The following is a 14173-nucleotide window of genomic DNA, read 5'->3' as shown; positions in this document are numbered from 1 at the left end:
GATGCGTGCCTTACTTGCCCGTGTCCTTGGTGACCATCATGGCCGCGGTGCGGTCGCTGGTCATCGGGGTGACCTTCAGGCCCTTCTTGGTGGCCCAGATGTTCTTGTAGTGGTACAGCGGGATGATGCCGACGTCGTCGGCCACCAGCTTGACCGAGTCGCGCAGGATGGCTTCACGCTTGGCCACGTCGAATTCCGAGGTGGACTGGTCCAGCGCGGCATCGACCTTGGGGTTGCTGTAGTGGCCCCAGTTGGACGCGCCCAGGCCCTTCTTGGCGTCGACGGTGGCCAGGATGTTGACCAGCGCGTAGCTGGCTTCACCCGTGCCATTGCCCCATGCCAGCATGCTGACGGCGAATTCGTTCTTGTTGGCGCGGCCCGAATACACGGCCCACGGCACGACTTCCACTTGCGTCTTGACGCCGATGCGGGTCCAGAACTGCGCCACGGCCTGGGCGGTTTCCGGGCCTTGCGGGTAGCGGTCATTGGGCACGTGCATCGTCAGCTTGAAGCCGTCCGGGTAGCCGGCGGCCGCCAGCAGCTTCTTGGCCTGTTCGACATCGTTGGGGATGTCTTTCACGTCGGGGTTGTAGCCGAAGGTGCCCTTGGGCATCCACTGGTTGGCTTCGGTGGCGGCGCCTTGCAGGATGCGGTCGGCGATGGCCTTGCGGTTGATGGCCAGGTTCAGCGCCTGGCGCACGCGCACGTCCAGCAGCGGGTTCTTGTCCAGCGGCTTGCCGTTGTTGTCGGTGATGTACTGGTTGGGCGCAGGGTTGAAGCTGGGCTGCAGGATCATCACGCGCAGGCCGTCGTAGGGGTAGACGGACACGTTGGGGGCCTTTTGCAGCTTGGCCAGGTCAGATACCGAGACCTTGTCGATCACGTCCACGTCGCCGGCCAGCAGCGCGGCGGTGCGGGCGGCGGCGTTGTTGATGTAGCGGTAGTTGACCTTGTCCCAGGTGGCTTTCTCGCCCCAGTAGCCGTCGTTGCGTTCCATCAGGACGCGGTCGCCGGGGGTGTAGGACACGAACTTGTAGGGGCCGGTGCCGACCATGGCCTTGCCCGAGTTGTAGTCTTCGGTCGTCGACTTTTCACCGACGTGCTTGCTGACCACGTGCACCGACGCCAGGTTCAGCGGCAGGTCGGGGTTGGGCGCCTTGGTCTTGACGATCAGGGTCAGCGGGTCCTTGGCGGTCATCGTGTCGATGGTGCGCAGATAGCCGGCGTAGGTGGCCACGCTGCCGGGCACGGCGCGGGCGCGGGTGTAGGAATAGATCAGGTCGTCGGCGGTGAACGGCGTGCCGTCCTGCCACTTGACGCCTTCGCGCAGCTTGAATTCCCAGGTGGTGCTGTCCAGCGGCTTCCAGCTCACGGCCAGGCCGGGCTGCAGCTTGTTCCACTTGTTTTCGATCAGCAGGTCCCAGAAGTGCAGGGCCACCGAGCGGTCGCCGGCGTGGTTGTTCAGTTGCGGGTCCAGCGACGACAACGGGTCGGCAAAGCCGATGGACAGGTTGTCGGCCGAGGCCGCGGCGGACACGCCCAGGATGGCGGCGGTCAGGGTCGAGAGAATCAGGCGTTTCATGTTCGGCGTCCTTGGTGAGGGGGAACGATCAGTAAAGGTTCCATGGATCGCGGCGGTAGCGCCGCGGTCCGCGAGCGTCAGGCCATGTCGTTCAGGTGACAGGCGCTCAGGTGGTTGATGGCGATTCCCTTCAAAGTGGGAACCTCGGTTTTGCAGCGCGGCATCGCATGCGGACATCGCGGATGGAAGTGGCAGCCAGAAGGCGGGTTCAGCGGGCTGGGAATCTCTCCCTTGATGGCGGTAAAGGTCTTGTGGCGCGATTTCAGGTTCGGGATTTCAGCCAGCAGCGCCTGCGTATAGGGGTGGTTGGGGCGCTGGAAGACTTCGTCGACCGTGGCCGTTTCCACGACGCGGCCCAGGTACATGATGACCACGCGGTCCGACAGGTGCTCGACCACGCCCAGGTCGTGGCTGATGAACAGGTACGTCAGGTTCAGCTGTTCGCGCAGGTCCATGAACAGGTTCAGGATCTGCGCCTGGATGGACACGTCCAGCGCGGCCACGGCTTCGTCGCACACCAGCATCGACGGTTGCACGGCCAGGGCGCGGGCAATGCCGATGCGCTGGCGCTGGCCGCCGCTGAACTGGTGCGGATAACGCTGGCGCAGCGCGGGGTCCAGTCCGGCGCGCTGCAGCTGGGCGCTGACATAGTCATCGAATTCGCCGTTGCCCACCAGGCCGTGGATGCGGGCCGCTTCGCCCACGATCTCGTCCACGCGCAGGCGCGGGTTGAGGCTGGCGTAGGGGTCCTGGAAGATCATCTGCACTTTCAGGCGGGCGGCGTGGGCTTGGGCCGACGTCATTTCGGCCGGGCGGCGGCCATTGATCAGCACTTCGCCGCCGGACGGCGTGAGCAGGCCCGCCGCGATGCGGCCCAGGGTGGACTTGCCGCAGCCGGATTCACCGACCAGGCCGACCACTTCGCCGGGGTTCACGATCAGGTCGACATGGTCGACGGCGCGCGTGATGGCGGGCGGCTTGGACAGGCCCAGGCGCTGCAAGGCGCGGCCAGCGGCGCCCACGGGGCGTTCGCCAAAGCGCTTGCTGACCTGGCGCAGATCGATCAGGGGCGTGACGCCGGCTTGTGCGCCGGCCGTCGTGTCAGGCTGCGCTTGCAACGGCGTGCCGATAGCGGATTGCTGGCTCATGCCGCCACCTCGCGCAGTTGAATCGTCGGGTGAAAGCAGCGCACCTGGTGGTCGGGCAGCACGTCGGTGATGGCGGGCGCCTGGCCGCACTGCGCCGTGGCGCGCGCGCAGCGCGCCGCGAACGCACAGCCGGCGGGCAGGTGGAGCAGGTTGGGCGTCATGCCGGGAATCTGGCGCAGGCGTTGGCCGCGCTGGTTGTTGCTGGGCAGGCTGTCGATCAGGCCCACCGTGTAGGGGTGCTGGGGGCGATCCAGCACGTCGTCGACCTTGCCGTGTTCGACGATGCGGCCGGCGTACATCACGGCCACTTCGTCGGCCAGGCCCGCCACCACCGACAGGTCGTGGGTGATCCAGATGAGGCTGGTGCCGTGCTGCTGCGCCAGCTTCTGCACTTCGGACAGGATCTGCGCCTGGATGGTGACGTCCAGCGCGGTGGTCGGCTCGTCGGCAATGATCAGGTCGGGGCGGTGCAGCATGGCGATCGCAATGGCCACGCGCTGGCGCATGCCGCCGGACAACTGGTGCGGGTAGGCCAGCAGGCGTTCTTCCGGGCTGGGTATGCCCATCATGCCGAGCGTGTCGCGGGCCAGTTCGCGGGCCTGCGACTTGCTCATCCTGCTGTGGGCGCGCACCGTTTCGATCATCTGCACGTCCACCCGCAAGACGGGGTTCAGCGTCATCATCGGATCCTGGAAGATCATGGCGATGCGGTTGCCCTGCAGCTTGCGCAGTTCGCGGGGGGCCAGTTTGGTCAGGTCACGGCCCTGGAACAGCACCTGGCCGCCGACCACGCGGCCGGGGGCGTCCACCAGGCCCATGATGGAAAAGCCGGTGACGGATTTGCCCGAGCCGGACTCGCCGACCAGGCCCAGGATCTTGCCGCGTTCCAGCGTGAACGACACGTCGTCCACGGCGGGCAGGGTGCCGGCGCGGGTGAAGAAATGGGTGCGCAGGTTGCGCACTTCCAGCGTGGCCGGTGCGGCCGGATTCGATACGGCGGCCGGCGCCGCGGCGGGGCGGACGGCGGTCATTTGTGGGTCCTCGGGTTCAGCACGTCGCGCAGGCGGTCGCCCACCAGGTTGATCGCCACGATGGTGACGAGCAGCGCGATGCCGGGGTAGAAACTGATCCAGTATTCGCCGGACAGCATGTATTGGAAGCCGTTGGAAATCAGCAGGCCCAGCGACGGTTCGGTCACCGGCACGCCCAGCCCCAGGAAGCTCAGCGTGGCTTCCAGCGTGATGGCGCGCGCAATCTGCAAGGTGCCGATGACGATCAGCGGCGGCAGGCAGTTCGGCAGGATGTGCTTCCCCATGATCCGCCAGTTGGGAATGTCCAGGCAGCGGGCGGCTTCGACGTATTCGCGGCGGCGTTCGACCAGGGCCTGGCCGCGCGCGGTGCGGGCGTAGTAGGCCCATTCCAGGATCACCAGCGTCAGCACCACGTTGCCCACGCCCTTGCCCAGGTAGGCCAGGATCATCATGGCCACCAGGATGGACGGGAACGACAGGATCAGGTCGACCAGGCGCATGATCAGCGCATCGACCTTGCCGCCGGCATAGGCGGCCAACAGGCCCAGCAGCGTACCGATGATGCCGGCGATCAGGGCCGAGCCCACGCCGACCATCAGGCTGATGCGCAGGCCGTACAGAATGCCCGACAGCAGGTCGCGGCCCTGGCCGTCGGTGCCCAGCCAGTAATGGAAAGTGCCCAGGCCGTTCATCGTGCCCGGGGGCTGGCGCGAATCCAGCACGTCGATCTGCAGCAGGTCGTACGGGTTCTGCGGCGATATCCACGGCGCCAGCACGGCCGCCAGGATCAGCAGGGTGGCGATGACCAGGCCGAACACCGCCGTCCTGGACGACAGGAATTCCAGCAGGTTGCGGCGCCAGGGGGACTCGCGGCGCAGAGCGGGCGTAGGGGTAGGGGTAGACGTGGCACTCATGCCGATGCCTCCAGCCGCACCCGGGGGTCCAGCACTTTATAAAGAATGTCCACGATCAGGTTCAGCGTCACGAACAGGCACACCACCACGATCAGGTAGGCCACGATCACGGGGCGGTCCAGCGCGTTCAGGCTGTCCAGGATCAGCTTGCCGGCGCCCGGCCAGGCGAAGATGCTCTCAGTGATGACGGCAAACGCAATGGTCGAACCCAGTTCCAGGCCCAGCACCGTCACCAGCGGAATCATGGTGTTGCGCAGCACGTGCACGCAGACCACGCGAAACGGCGACAGGCCCTTGGCGCGCGCGAACTTGACGAAGTCCAGCGGCATCACGTCGCGCACGCCAGCACGCGTCAGGCGGATCACCAGCGAGATCTTGAACAGCGACAGGTTCAGCGCCGGCAGGATCAGGTGGCGCCAGCCGTCGGCCGTCAGCCAAGACCACTGAAAGCCCAGGAATTCCACCGTCTGGCCGCGGCCGCTGGCCGGCAGCCAGCCCAGCGATACGCTGAAGGTCATGATCAGCATCAGCGCGACCCAGAAGGTCGGCAGCGAAAAGCCCACGATGCTGCCCGCCATCACCAGCTTCGAAAAGCGGCTGTCGGGATACAGGCCGGCCAAGAGGCCCAGCGGCAGGCCGACAATGACCGCCAGCATCAGGGCGGCGATGGCCAATTCCAGGGTCGCCGGCAGGCGCTGGATCACCAGTTCCACGGCGGGGATGTTGTAGACGAAACTGTTGCCCAGGTTGCCGTGCAACGCCCCGTTCAGAAAGCCCAGGTACTGCTGCCACAGGGGCTTGTCCAGGCCGAGTTCGGCGATGATGCGGGCGCGGTCGATCTGGTCGACGTCCTGGCCGATCAGGATGTCTACCGGGTTGCCGATGGCGTGCAGGCCCACGAAGACGATCAGCGTCATCAGGAAGACGACCACCGCGGCCTGCGCGATGCGGCGTAGCAGCCAACCGGTCATTGCGCGGTCTCCGCGTGCTTGGCGGGGGCCGGGGCCGGCGTCCACTCGTCGCCGAATACTTCCGGTTCAGAGAACGCTTCCATGTTGGCGTAGTGCACCGCCACGTCTTCGCGGTAGAACAGGCCGGCGATGCCCTGCGCCAGGCGCTTGGCGCCTTCGCTGATGGCGGGAATGTCGCCGGACACGGTGCCTTGGCTCAAGGCGGCGGGGTACGAGAAGCAATGCACCCGGTCCAGGCCCGGACAGGCGCCCGGGGTCTTTTCCTGCAGTTCGAAAACGGGACCCAGGTCGGGCGAGTCGTGCAGTTCCTGGTCTTCTTCGCCGGCCGGCGGGGTGTAGCGGTCGCCCCAGGCGCGCACGTGCGGGGCCAGCGCCGCGAATTCAGGACGCACGGTCCAGTCGATGCGAAAGCCCGTCGAGAAGATCAGGAAGTCCAGCGTGAACACGCCCTTGGGCGTGGTGACGCGAATGTCGTCGCCGGCCAGTTCCACGTCCTGCACGCCGCAGCCCAGGTTGAAGAAGGCGTTGGGATGGCGCGACACGCGCAGCGTGCTGCCGCGCGGGGGCGGCACCTGGGCGGCGTTGATGTAGTGGCGGATCTTCCACTTCCAGTCGTCGGGCAGGTGCAGGTGGCCGTGGGTCAGGCCCGGGTTGCCGGCGCCCTTGCCCTTGTTGATGCGGGGAATGTCGTTGCGGCGGATCAGCAGGTCCACGCTGGCAGCGCCCGCTTCCAGCGCAGTGGCCGCGCTGTCCATGGCCGATGCGCCCGCGCCCACCACGCCGACGCGCTTGCCGGCCAGGGTGGCGTAGTCCATCACGTCCGACGAATGGGCCCAGCGGTCGCGCGGCAGCTTGTGCGCAAAGGCCGGCACATAGGCGCCGCCCAGGCCGTCGCGGCCGGTGGCCAGCACCACGCGGCGCGCCAGCACCGTGCTGCGGCCCGCGGGCGATTCGATGTCCAGCTGCACCAGCTGGTCGGCGCGCGGCAGCACGGCCAGGATGCGGTGTTCGTTGCGCACGTCCAGGTTCAGCACGCGGCGGTACCAGCGCAGGTAGTCCATCCATTGCAGGCGCGGAATCTTGTCCAGCGCTTCCCACGCTTGCAGGCCGAACTGCGCCTCGAACCAGGCGCGGAAGGTCAGGGCGGGCAGGCCCAGCGCGGGGCCGGTCAGTTGCTTGGGCGAGCGCAGCGTTTCCATGCGGGCCGTGGTGGCCCAGGGGCCTTCATAGCCTTCGGGCGCCTGGTCGAAGATGGGGGCGACAACGCCCAGGTGCGTCAGCGACGCCGCCGCGGCCAGGCCGGCCATGCCGCCGCCCACGATGGCCACGTCCAGCACGGGCTGGCCGTCGACCAGGCGCGGCGTGACCCAGTTCTTGGCGGGGATTTCCAGCCAGGACAGGTCCTGGCGCAGGCGGGCCTCCAGATCGGCCAGGCCTTGCGGCGCGGGCGCCGGGGCGGCAATGGGCAAAGTCATAGTGCGGGGGTATCCGTAAGAGGGGCTTCATCACCGTAGATGGACTGCAGCAGCGCGCCGTGCTGGCAGGCGTCGTGCAGCACGAAGCCGGGCAGTAGCGCCGCCGCGGCCTGCGCCAGGGCATCGGCCAAGGCTTGGCAGGCCGGCGTCAGCGCTTGCGACTGCGGGGTGATGACCCCGAAGAAAAAAGGGATGTCCAGGTCGATCGGCCGGATCACCACGCCCGCCATCGGCGCGCCGTAGGCGGTAATGGGTTCCAGCACCGACACGCCCAGGCCGGCGCGCACGGCGGCCAGGGCATTGACGGACGAATTGGTTTCAATGGCGCCCAGCGGGTTGCCGTTGGGCGGCAGCGCGGCGTCCAGGCGCCGACGCAGACGGTACGGGTTGGCCATGGTGATGACGCGGCGCCCGGCCAGCTCGGCCACGGGCACCACGTCATGGCGTGCGGCCGGGTCGTTTTCCGGCAGCGCGACCACACAGGGCGCCTGCCCGATCCAGTGCACCGTCAGGCCGCGGTGTTCCAGCGGCAGGCTGGTCGCGCCCAACTGGGCTGCGCCGCTCAGCACCGCGTGCACCACGCGTTCGGGCGATGCGCTGCGCAACTGGATGCGCGCGGCGCCGCTTTGCGCTTCGATGCGCTTGAGGGCATCGGGCACCAGCCCGGCCGCCAGCGCCGACGTGGCGGCCAGCAGCAACGGCTGCGCCTGGCCGCGCGCGATTTCCTCGGCGCGGCCGCGTATCTGCTGCAGGCTGGACAGGGCGCGTTCGACGTCGTCGTACAGCAGGAAGCCCTGGTCGGTGGGGGTCACGCGGGGGCCGCTGCGAGCGAACAGGGCGTAGCCGATCTCGGCTTCCAGTTCTTGCAGCAGCCGGCTGATGGCCGGTTGCGAACGGCCGAGCAGCCGCCCGGCAGCGGTGACGCTGCCTGTGGACATGACGGCCGCGAAGGCCTCGAGTTGGCGAAGTTCCATCTGGGGTGCTTTATGCTCAGAACGCATTCTTGCCCACCCAGTATGCGCTGTACAAATAATTAAAGGGCATAAGCAAATTCCCTAATGGGGATTTCCTGATGCCTTTTCATTACTGCACGTTATTTCAATGACTTACCGGGTTTCCCCTAAGCCGCCCGTCGCAAGCGGGGATCGTTGTGCCCGGCGTGCAGAGGGATCATTCAGAACCAGCGGGGCGCCCAGGGGCATGCTGGGCTGCTCAGCCTTGGCTATGTCCGCAGCCTCGCTATGGCGCGGAAAGGCGTGACCCACGAGGCGTTTGTCTGCTCGGCATGTGGCGCGGAGTGGGACGACTTCCACGACAAGCGAGATGAGGCAGTGGGCTGGTCGCTTTCCTGACGCCTGAACGGCATTGCTCGGGGGGGCACGCTGACTCCATCGTGGATTCCCTCGATCAGCGTCGCGATGAAAGCGGACGATCTGATCGATGACGGGGGCGTCGGTGGACGGGGCGGGGAGGGAAGGGTAGATGTATTATTCTGAAACAGGCGTATCTTTGTTCAGGGCAATGACTGATAGTGGCGCCGGGAACATTTTTCCCTGCAAATCTAGGACTTACATTGAAGATTGAAACTGGTATCGTGAAGTGGTTTAACAACGACAAGGGCTTCGGCTTCATCATGCCGGAGCTCGGTGGCAAAGACCTCTTCGCCCATTACTCTGAAATTCAGGGTGATGGACACAAATCTCTTGAAGAGAACCAGCGTGTTTCGTTCGTCGCCGGCCAAGGGCAAAAAGGTCCTACGGCGACCATGATCAAATCGATTTAATCGCTGGGCTGCTTGCTGCAATGCAAGCAGTTCGGTAGCAGGTTGTGGGGCCGGATCCTTTGAAACATTGGATCCGGCCCTTTCGTTTTGGGCCGCACTCGCCATCTGGACCAACACGAAGGCCTTTCAGCGCGGCGCCATGCCTTTGCGCTGACCGGCAGGCGTTTCGAGTAGTTCGGCCGTCATCTGGTCGCGTTCAAGGATGCAGGGTTCCTGGGCCAGGCTGGCCAGCAGTTCGTCGTAGATATCGCCCATCAGCCCGGCGGGCCGTTTCAGGTCGCACGAGACCTGATGCATGCGCAGCAGCAGCGAGCGCATGCGCTTGACCTCCCAGAGCAGGGCAAGCACATCGGCGTTCCAGGGCTGGCGCTCGCGGATGACGCGCAGCTCGGCATGGGTGAGGGGGACTTTGAACGGCATGGCGAAAAACACTGGTTATATATCCAGTATAATCCGCCAAAAACAGGGCCAGGTTTGTTGCGGGTCGGCCAAGTGTTACCAATCGCCGAACCCTGTTTCCCGACCCTCTCCTACACTCGCGGCGTCTCAATCCTGCGAGTTGCATCATGAAAACGCTCTGTAGCCTGGCCGCCATCGTCTTGTTGCTGACCGGCTGTGCGGTCTATACCCCCAGCGGGTCCATCGTGGTCGATCCCCACGACGGCGGTGGCCGTGGCGGTTTCTGTCCGCCGGGGCAGGCAAAGAAAGGCAACTGCTAGGCTGTGGTCGGCCTGCCCGCGGGGCCGCGGCGGGCCGACGTATTCACTGCGCCAGGGCCAGGCTCAGCGCGGCTTCGCAATGCACCAGGGTCGTGTCGAACACGGGCACGGCGACGTTGCCTTGGTTGAGCAGCATGCCGACCTCGGTGCAGCCCAGAATCAGGCAATCGGCCCCGCGGTCGATCAGGCGGCTGGCGATGGCGACGAACTCGGCCCGGCTGTCTTCATTGATCTCGTCGCGGCAGAGCTCTTCGTAGATGATGCGATGGGTTCGAGCACGGTCGGCCGGCTCGGGAATCACCGGCTCCAGGCCGGCGGCGACGAGACGGTCCGTGTAGAAAGACTGTTCCATCGTGAAGGCGGTGGCCATCAGGCCGGGCGAGCGCAAGCCGCGGCGCTGGATGCTGGCGGCGGTGGCATCGGCGATATGCAGCAGCGGAATCGACACGCCCTGCATCATCGGCGTTGCCAGCTTATGCATGGTATTGGTCGCCAGCAGGAGGAAATCAGCGCCGCCGCGCTCCAGGGCGCGCGCTTCGTGGTTCAGGATATCGGCGGCCTGGTCCCATTGTCCCTGCGCCTGCAGCGTTTCGATCCTGGCGAAATCCAGCGAACGGATCAGCAGTTCCGGCGAATGCAGCCCGCCCAGGCGGGCTCGGGTCTGGTTGCAGAGTTCACGGTAATAGATCTGGGTCGAGGCGGCGGACATACCGCCCAGAATGCCTATGGTTTTCAAGAATTGCTGCTCCGGTAAGTCGGGCCGAATGCGGGATGCGAAATACGGCAAGGCAGCGATTGTGGCCGGTGCCGGGCTTTCTTCGCGAATTCTTATCCATTGGAATAGCGTTGAAGCATATGGATACTTTGCCCCCCCGCGTCGGCTGCGGGGCGAGCATGTCCGCCGGCTCGTTGCCGTCAGCGCCGTTTATCCGGGCGGCGCGGGGCCGGCAGCGGCGTGCCGACGTGGCTGGCCAGCCAGTGTTCGATCTTGTCGTCGCGGCGGGCGGCCCAGTCCTTGCCCAGTTCCAGCACCAGCATGTTGCGGGTGTCGCCGAAATCTTGCCCCGGCGCCTTCTGGAACATGGCCTGCCAGATTTCCGAGGCGACCAATTCGGTGGTGAGCAACACGCCGATGCCCTTGGCATCGATCCACAGGGGCGCCGCGCGTTCGTCCACGTGCGTCTTCAGGTTTTCCAGCAGCTTCTGGGCCATCGACGCGTTGTCTTTCGAGGCCGCGATCAGGACCAGGTACTGGCGCCGGTTGCTGGACGTGTCGTCCGAATCGCCAAAGGGATTTTCCATGGTCGTGCCTTCAGGGGAAGTATTGGGGCGACGGCCGGTTGTCGGCCGTCATGTCCGCACCATAGCACCACGCTGCCCTGGCTTCGGTCACGCTGCGCTTTTTTCGCGCGCATCCAGCCAGGCGCGGCCCTTGGGCGTCAGCACCGCAACGGCCGGGCCGCTGGCGTGGCCGCGGGTCAGGTCGATCAGGCCGTTGGCCGTGGCGTCTTCCCAGGCCGACAGGCGGGGGCACGACGTGCGCCAGGCGTCCATGATGTCGGCGTAGGTGCGCGGGTGTTCGGACACCCAGATGAGGAACTGCGCCAGATTGCCCAGTTGGGACGCGCTGGCTTCGAGGGCGGGACTGTCAGGCATGGCCGGCTCCTTTTCGAACAGCCAATGCCACGATACTCCCGTCAGGAAGCCTGCGTCACCGGGGTGTCGGCGCCTTTGTCGATGATCTTCTTCATCGACGGGGCCGGGTGCAACACATATTTTTCGCGTTCATAGAACGCCACCGCATCGGGCCGGGCATCCAGGAACACGGCGCCCATGTCGCGAGCCCGGGCATCGGCTTCGGCGTACGCCATCAGCGCCCGTCCGGCGCCGCTGCCGCGGATGGCTGCGTCGACCACCAGATCATCCACGTGCAGGTGCGGGCCGCGCGCCAGGGTATGCACCGGCCGGATACCCATCACGCCGACCAGTTTGCCGTCCAGGTACGCGCCGACCAGCTCATAGCCCGTGTGCGATTGACGCCGCACGCGATGCAGGAATTCCGCTTCGTCCAGCTTGCGCAATTGTGCGATCAGGGGATAGGCCAGCGCCCAATGGGACGGCTCGATTCTGTGGACTGCGATCATGGAATGCCCAGCGATGTTTTGTCGGGCGGTCAGGCTACCACGGCTGCAAATGCGAGCGGCGCGCTGAGGCGGGCCATGCCGGCCTGATAGGCGCCAAAGCCGGCTTGATGCGGGCGGATGGCACAGGGATGATGAAAAAAGGCAAAAAAAATCCGGCCCGAAGGCCGGAGAAAATTACAACAACAAGCACAACGGCTCGCCGGCACGAGCCAGTGCGATGAGAAATTTATCAGATATGCGATAGATTGCAAGGTCCAGTGTCCACAAGTCGGACACATTTACCTAGACCACCCGGGTCACCGTCGTGCCGTCCCGGAACCAGCCATCCAGGTTTGCCAGCATCAGGTCCGCCATGGCGCGCCGGGTTTCGTGGGTGCCGCTGGCAATATGGGGCAGCATCACCACATTGTCCATCCCGTTCAACGCCGGGGGCGTAGCCGGCTCGTGTTCGAACACGTCCAGGCCCGCGCCGGCAATGCGCCCGTCGCGCAGCGCGGCGACCAGCGCGGTTTCATCCACCACGCTGCCCCGGGCAATGTTGATCAGCCAGCCTTGGGGCCCCAGCGCGTCGAGCACGGCGGCGTTGACCAGATGCCGGGTTGCCGCGCCGCCCGGCACGGCCAGCACCAGGAAGTCGCTTTGGGCGGCCAGTTCCAGCACGTCGGCGCAGTATTGATAGTGGCCGGGCGCATCTGCCCGCGGCTTGCGGCTGGTGTACAGGATGGGCATGTCGAAGGCTTCGGCCCGGCGTGCGATCTGCCGCCCGATATTGCCCAGGCCCACGATGCCGCAGCGTTTGCCGCTCATGCGGGTACCCAGGCCGAAGCCCTCTTGCGGCCAGCGGCCTGCACGCACGAAGCGGTCCGCTTCGGCAATGCGGCGCGGGGCCGCCAGCATCAACGCCAGCGCGGTGTCCGCGACGCAGGCGTCCAGCACGCCGGGGGTGTTGGTGACCAGCACGTTGCGCGCCTGCGCCGCCGCCACGTCGATGGTGTCGTAGCCGACGCCGAAGCTGAACACGCCTTCCAGGGCGGGCAGCGCATCGATCAACGACCGGGATGCGCCAAAGCGGCCGCTGGTGGCGATGCCGCGGATGGCCGGGCCGTGTTCGCGCAGCAGCGCGGCCTGGTCGCGGCTTTCCCACCAGCGGTGCACGCGGTAGCGCGATTCCAGGTCGGCGGTCAGTTCGGGCAGCAGGGGGCCGACCATCAGCAGGTCGGCGGCGGGGGCGGTCAAAGTGGATGTCATGGCTGGGGTGCGGGGTTAAAAGGCGGCCTGCATCGCGCGGGCTGCCGAGGGGGAAGGACGCGGCAGGGATATCGCCGGCCCGCTGCCCTGGGGCGGCGGACCGGCACCGCTACCGGACGTGAACTACTGGACTTGAATATGCCGGGTCTTGATGATCTGCCCGTAGCGTTCGCGCTCGCTGGCGGCCAGGGCTTCCAGTTGCTGCGGCGTGGAGCCATGGGCCACGGCGCCCTGGGATTGCAGCTTGGTCTTCATGACGGGGTCGCTGGCCACCTCGCGAATCGCGGCGGACAGCTTGTCGATCACCGCTTGCGGCGTGCCGGCGGGGGCCAGCACCGCCGTCCACGAACCCGTCTGCGCGTTCTTCACGCCGGCCTCGTCGATGGTGGGCACGCCGGGCAGGGCGGGCGAGCGCGTGGCGCCCGTCACCGCCAGCGCGCGCAGCTTGCCGGAATTGACGTAGGGAATGGTCTCCAGCACCGACGCGAACAGCATGTCGACCCGGCCCGCCATCAGGTCCGTCATGGCCGGACCGCCTCCCTTGTAGGGCACGTGCATCAGGTCGACGCCGGTGGCCTGTTGGAAGATCTCGCCGGACAAGTGCGGCGCACCGCCGGTGCCCGAGCTGGCGTAGGTGTGCTTGCCGGGCTGCGCCCGCGCCAGCGCCACCAGTTCCGACACGTCCTTGGCCGGCAGGGTGGCTGGCACCACCAGCACGAATGGCAGGTCCGAAAATAAGGACACGGGTGCAAAGGCCTTGGCCGGGTCCGAATGCAGCTTGTAGATCCACGGGTTGATGGCCAGCATGCCGGAATTGGCGAACAGCAGCGTGTAGCCGTCGGCGTTGGCGCGCGCCACCAGGTCGGCGGCGATCTGGCCGCCCGCGCCGGGGCGGTTGTCCACCACGACGGACGCGGACAGCTTGTCGCCCAGTGCCGCGGCCAGCAGCCGCGCCGAGATGTCGGTGCCGCCGCCCGGCGCGAACGGCACGATCAGGTTGATGGGGCGTTCAGGGTAGGGCGCAGCCTGCGCCGCACTCGGCAGGACGCTGCTGGCGGCCAGGGCCAGCAGCGCGGCGATAAGCCGGATGCGGGGGCGCGCGGGTCGGTTTGTCTCCATGATTTTCTCTTTGTGGTGGATGGGTGGAGCGACGAAGGT

General features: G+C 66.4%; 16 protein-coding genes. 2 read left to right on the top strand and 14 right to left on the bottom strand.

The window, feature by feature from the left end:
* Positions 1–10 precede the first annotated feature (10 nt).
* From ACUDP5_RS17480 to ACUDP5_RS17450, 7 genes are all read right to left on the bottom strand, one after another.
* Entirely contained in the window at positions 11–1582 is a 1572-nt protein-coding gene (locus tag ACUDP5_RS17480; protein WP_263914070.1) for an ABC transporter substrate-binding protein, read from the bottom strand.
* A gap of 77 nt (positions 1583–1659) precedes the next feature.
* Positions 1660–2730: an ABC transporter ATP-binding protein gene (locus tag ACUDP5_RS17475; protein ID WP_445656725.1), complete on the bottom strand. Its 1071-nt coding sequence runs from the start codon at positions 2728–2730 to the stop codon at positions 1660–1662.
* Entirely contained in the window at positions 2727–3761 is a 1035-nt protein-coding gene (locus ACUDP5_RS17470; RefSeq protein WP_445656724.1) for an ABC transporter ATP-binding protein, read from the bottom strand. Before ACUDP5_RS17470 ends, ACUDP5_RS17475 begins: the two co-directional genes overlap by 4 nt.
* Positions 3758–4675 carry an ABC transporter permease gene (locus ACUDP5_RS17465; RefSeq protein ID WP_445656723.1) on the bottom strand — a complete coding sequence of 306 codons (918 nt, stop codon included), beginning with the start codon at positions 4673–4675 and terminating at the stop codon, positions 3758–3760. The genes ACUDP5_RS17470 and ACUDP5_RS17465 overlap by 4 nt, the downstream gene beginning before the upstream one ends.
* Positions 4672–5646: an ABC transporter permease gene (locus ACUDP5_RS17460; protein WP_263914065.1), complete on the bottom strand. Its 975-nt coding sequence runs from the start codon at positions 5644–5646 to the stop codon at positions 4672–4674. The genes ACUDP5_RS17465 and ACUDP5_RS17460 overlap by 4 nt, the downstream gene beginning before the upstream one ends.
* The gene (locus ACUDP5_RS17455; protein WP_445656722.1) at positions 5643–7121 is read right to left on the bottom strand and encodes an NAD(P)-binding domain-containing protein; all 1479 of its coding nucleotides are present in this window, start codon (positions 7119–7121) and stop codon (positions 5643–5645) included. Before ACUDP5_RS17455 ends, ACUDP5_RS17460 begins: the two co-directional genes overlap by 4 nt.
* Positions 7118–8095 carry a LysR family transcriptional regulator gene (locus tag ACUDP5_RS17450; protein ID WP_445656721.1) on the bottom strand — a complete coding sequence of 326 codons (978 nt, stop codon included), beginning with the start codon at positions 8093–8095 and terminating at the stop codon, positions 7118–7120. Before ACUDP5_RS17450 ends, ACUDP5_RS17455 begins: the two co-directional genes overlap by 4 nt.
* 599 nt (positions 8096–8694) lie before the next feature.
* Between ACUDP5_RS17450 and ACUDP5_RS17445 the strand changes: the two genes are divergently transcribed.
* Positions 8695–8904, top strand: coding sequence for a cold-shock protein (locus ACUDP5_RS17445; RefSeq protein ID WP_057286732.1), 210 nt, complete (start codon positions 8695–8697; stop codon positions 8902–8904).
* 126 nt (positions 8905–9030) lie between these two features.
* Here the strand turns inward: ACUDP5_RS17445 and ACUDP5_RS17440 are convergent, their stop codons facing one another.
* On the bottom strand, positions 9031–9324 hold the full coding sequence (locus tag ACUDP5_RS17440; RefSeq protein WP_263914062.1) for a hypothetical protein: 294 nt from the start codon (positions 9322–9324) through the stop codon (positions 9031–9033).
* Positions 9325–9470: 146 nt separating this feature from the next.
* Between ACUDP5_RS17440 and ACUDP5_RS17435 the strand changes: the two genes are divergently transcribed.
* Entirely contained in the window at positions 9471–9623 is a 153-nt protein-coding gene (locus ACUDP5_RS17435; protein WP_263914061.1) for a hypothetical protein, read from the top strand.
* A gap of 43 nt (positions 9624–9666) precedes the next feature.
* On the opposite strand, the gene ACUDP5_RS17430 is transcribed toward ACUDP5_RS17435, so the two are convergent.
* The 6 genes from ACUDP5_RS17430 to ACUDP5_RS17405 all read right to left on the bottom strand — a co-directional run bounded on the left by ACUDP5_RS17430 (position 9667) and on the right by ACUDP5_RS17405 (position 14134).
* On the bottom strand, positions 9667–10359 hold the full coding sequence (locus ACUDP5_RS17430) for an aspartate/glutamate racemase family protein (RefSeq protein WP_263914060.1): 693 nt from the start codon (positions 10357–10359) through the stop codon (positions 9667–9669).
* A 179-nt stretch (positions 10360–10538) separates the two neighbouring features.
* Complete coding sequence (locus tag ACUDP5_RS17425; protein ID WP_263914059.1) at positions 10539–10925, bottom strand: hypothetical protein; 387 nt, start codon at positions 10923–10925, stop codon at positions 10539–10541.
* Positions 10926–11012: 87 nt separating this feature from the next.
* On the bottom strand, positions 11013–11279 hold the full coding sequence (locus ACUDP5_RS17420; protein ID WP_263914058.1) for a hypothetical protein: 267 nt from the start codon (positions 11277–11279) through the stop codon (positions 11013–11015).
* Between the two features lie 41 nt (positions 11280–11320).
* Positions 11321–11767 carry a GNAT family N-acetyltransferase gene (locus ACUDP5_RS17415; RefSeq protein ID WP_445656720.1) on the bottom strand — a complete coding sequence of 149 codons (447 nt, stop codon included), beginning with the start codon at positions 11765–11767 and terminating at the stop codon, positions 11321–11323.
* Positions 11768–12049: 282 nt separating this feature from the next.
* Positions 12050–13015 carry a 2-hydroxyacid dehydrogenase gene (locus ACUDP5_RS17410; protein WP_445656719.1) on the bottom strand — a complete coding sequence of 322 codons (966 nt, stop codon included), beginning with the start codon at positions 13013–13015 and terminating at the stop codon, positions 12050–12052.
* A 123-nt stretch (positions 13016–13138) separates the two neighbouring features.
* Positions 13139–14134 carry a Bug family tripartite tricarboxylate transporter substrate binding protein gene (locus tag ACUDP5_RS17405; RefSeq protein ID WP_263914055.1) on the bottom strand — a complete coding sequence of 332 codons (996 nt, stop codon included), beginning with the start codon at positions 14132–14134 and terminating at the stop codon, positions 13139–13141.
* Positions 14135–14173 lie beyond the last annotated feature (39 nt).

The organism is Achromobacter sp. NCFB-sbj8-Ac1-l (assembly GCF_052695805.1).
The sequence above is the reverse complement of the archived record's forward strand: the minus strand, read 5'-3'. Positions and strand labels throughout refer to the sequence as shown.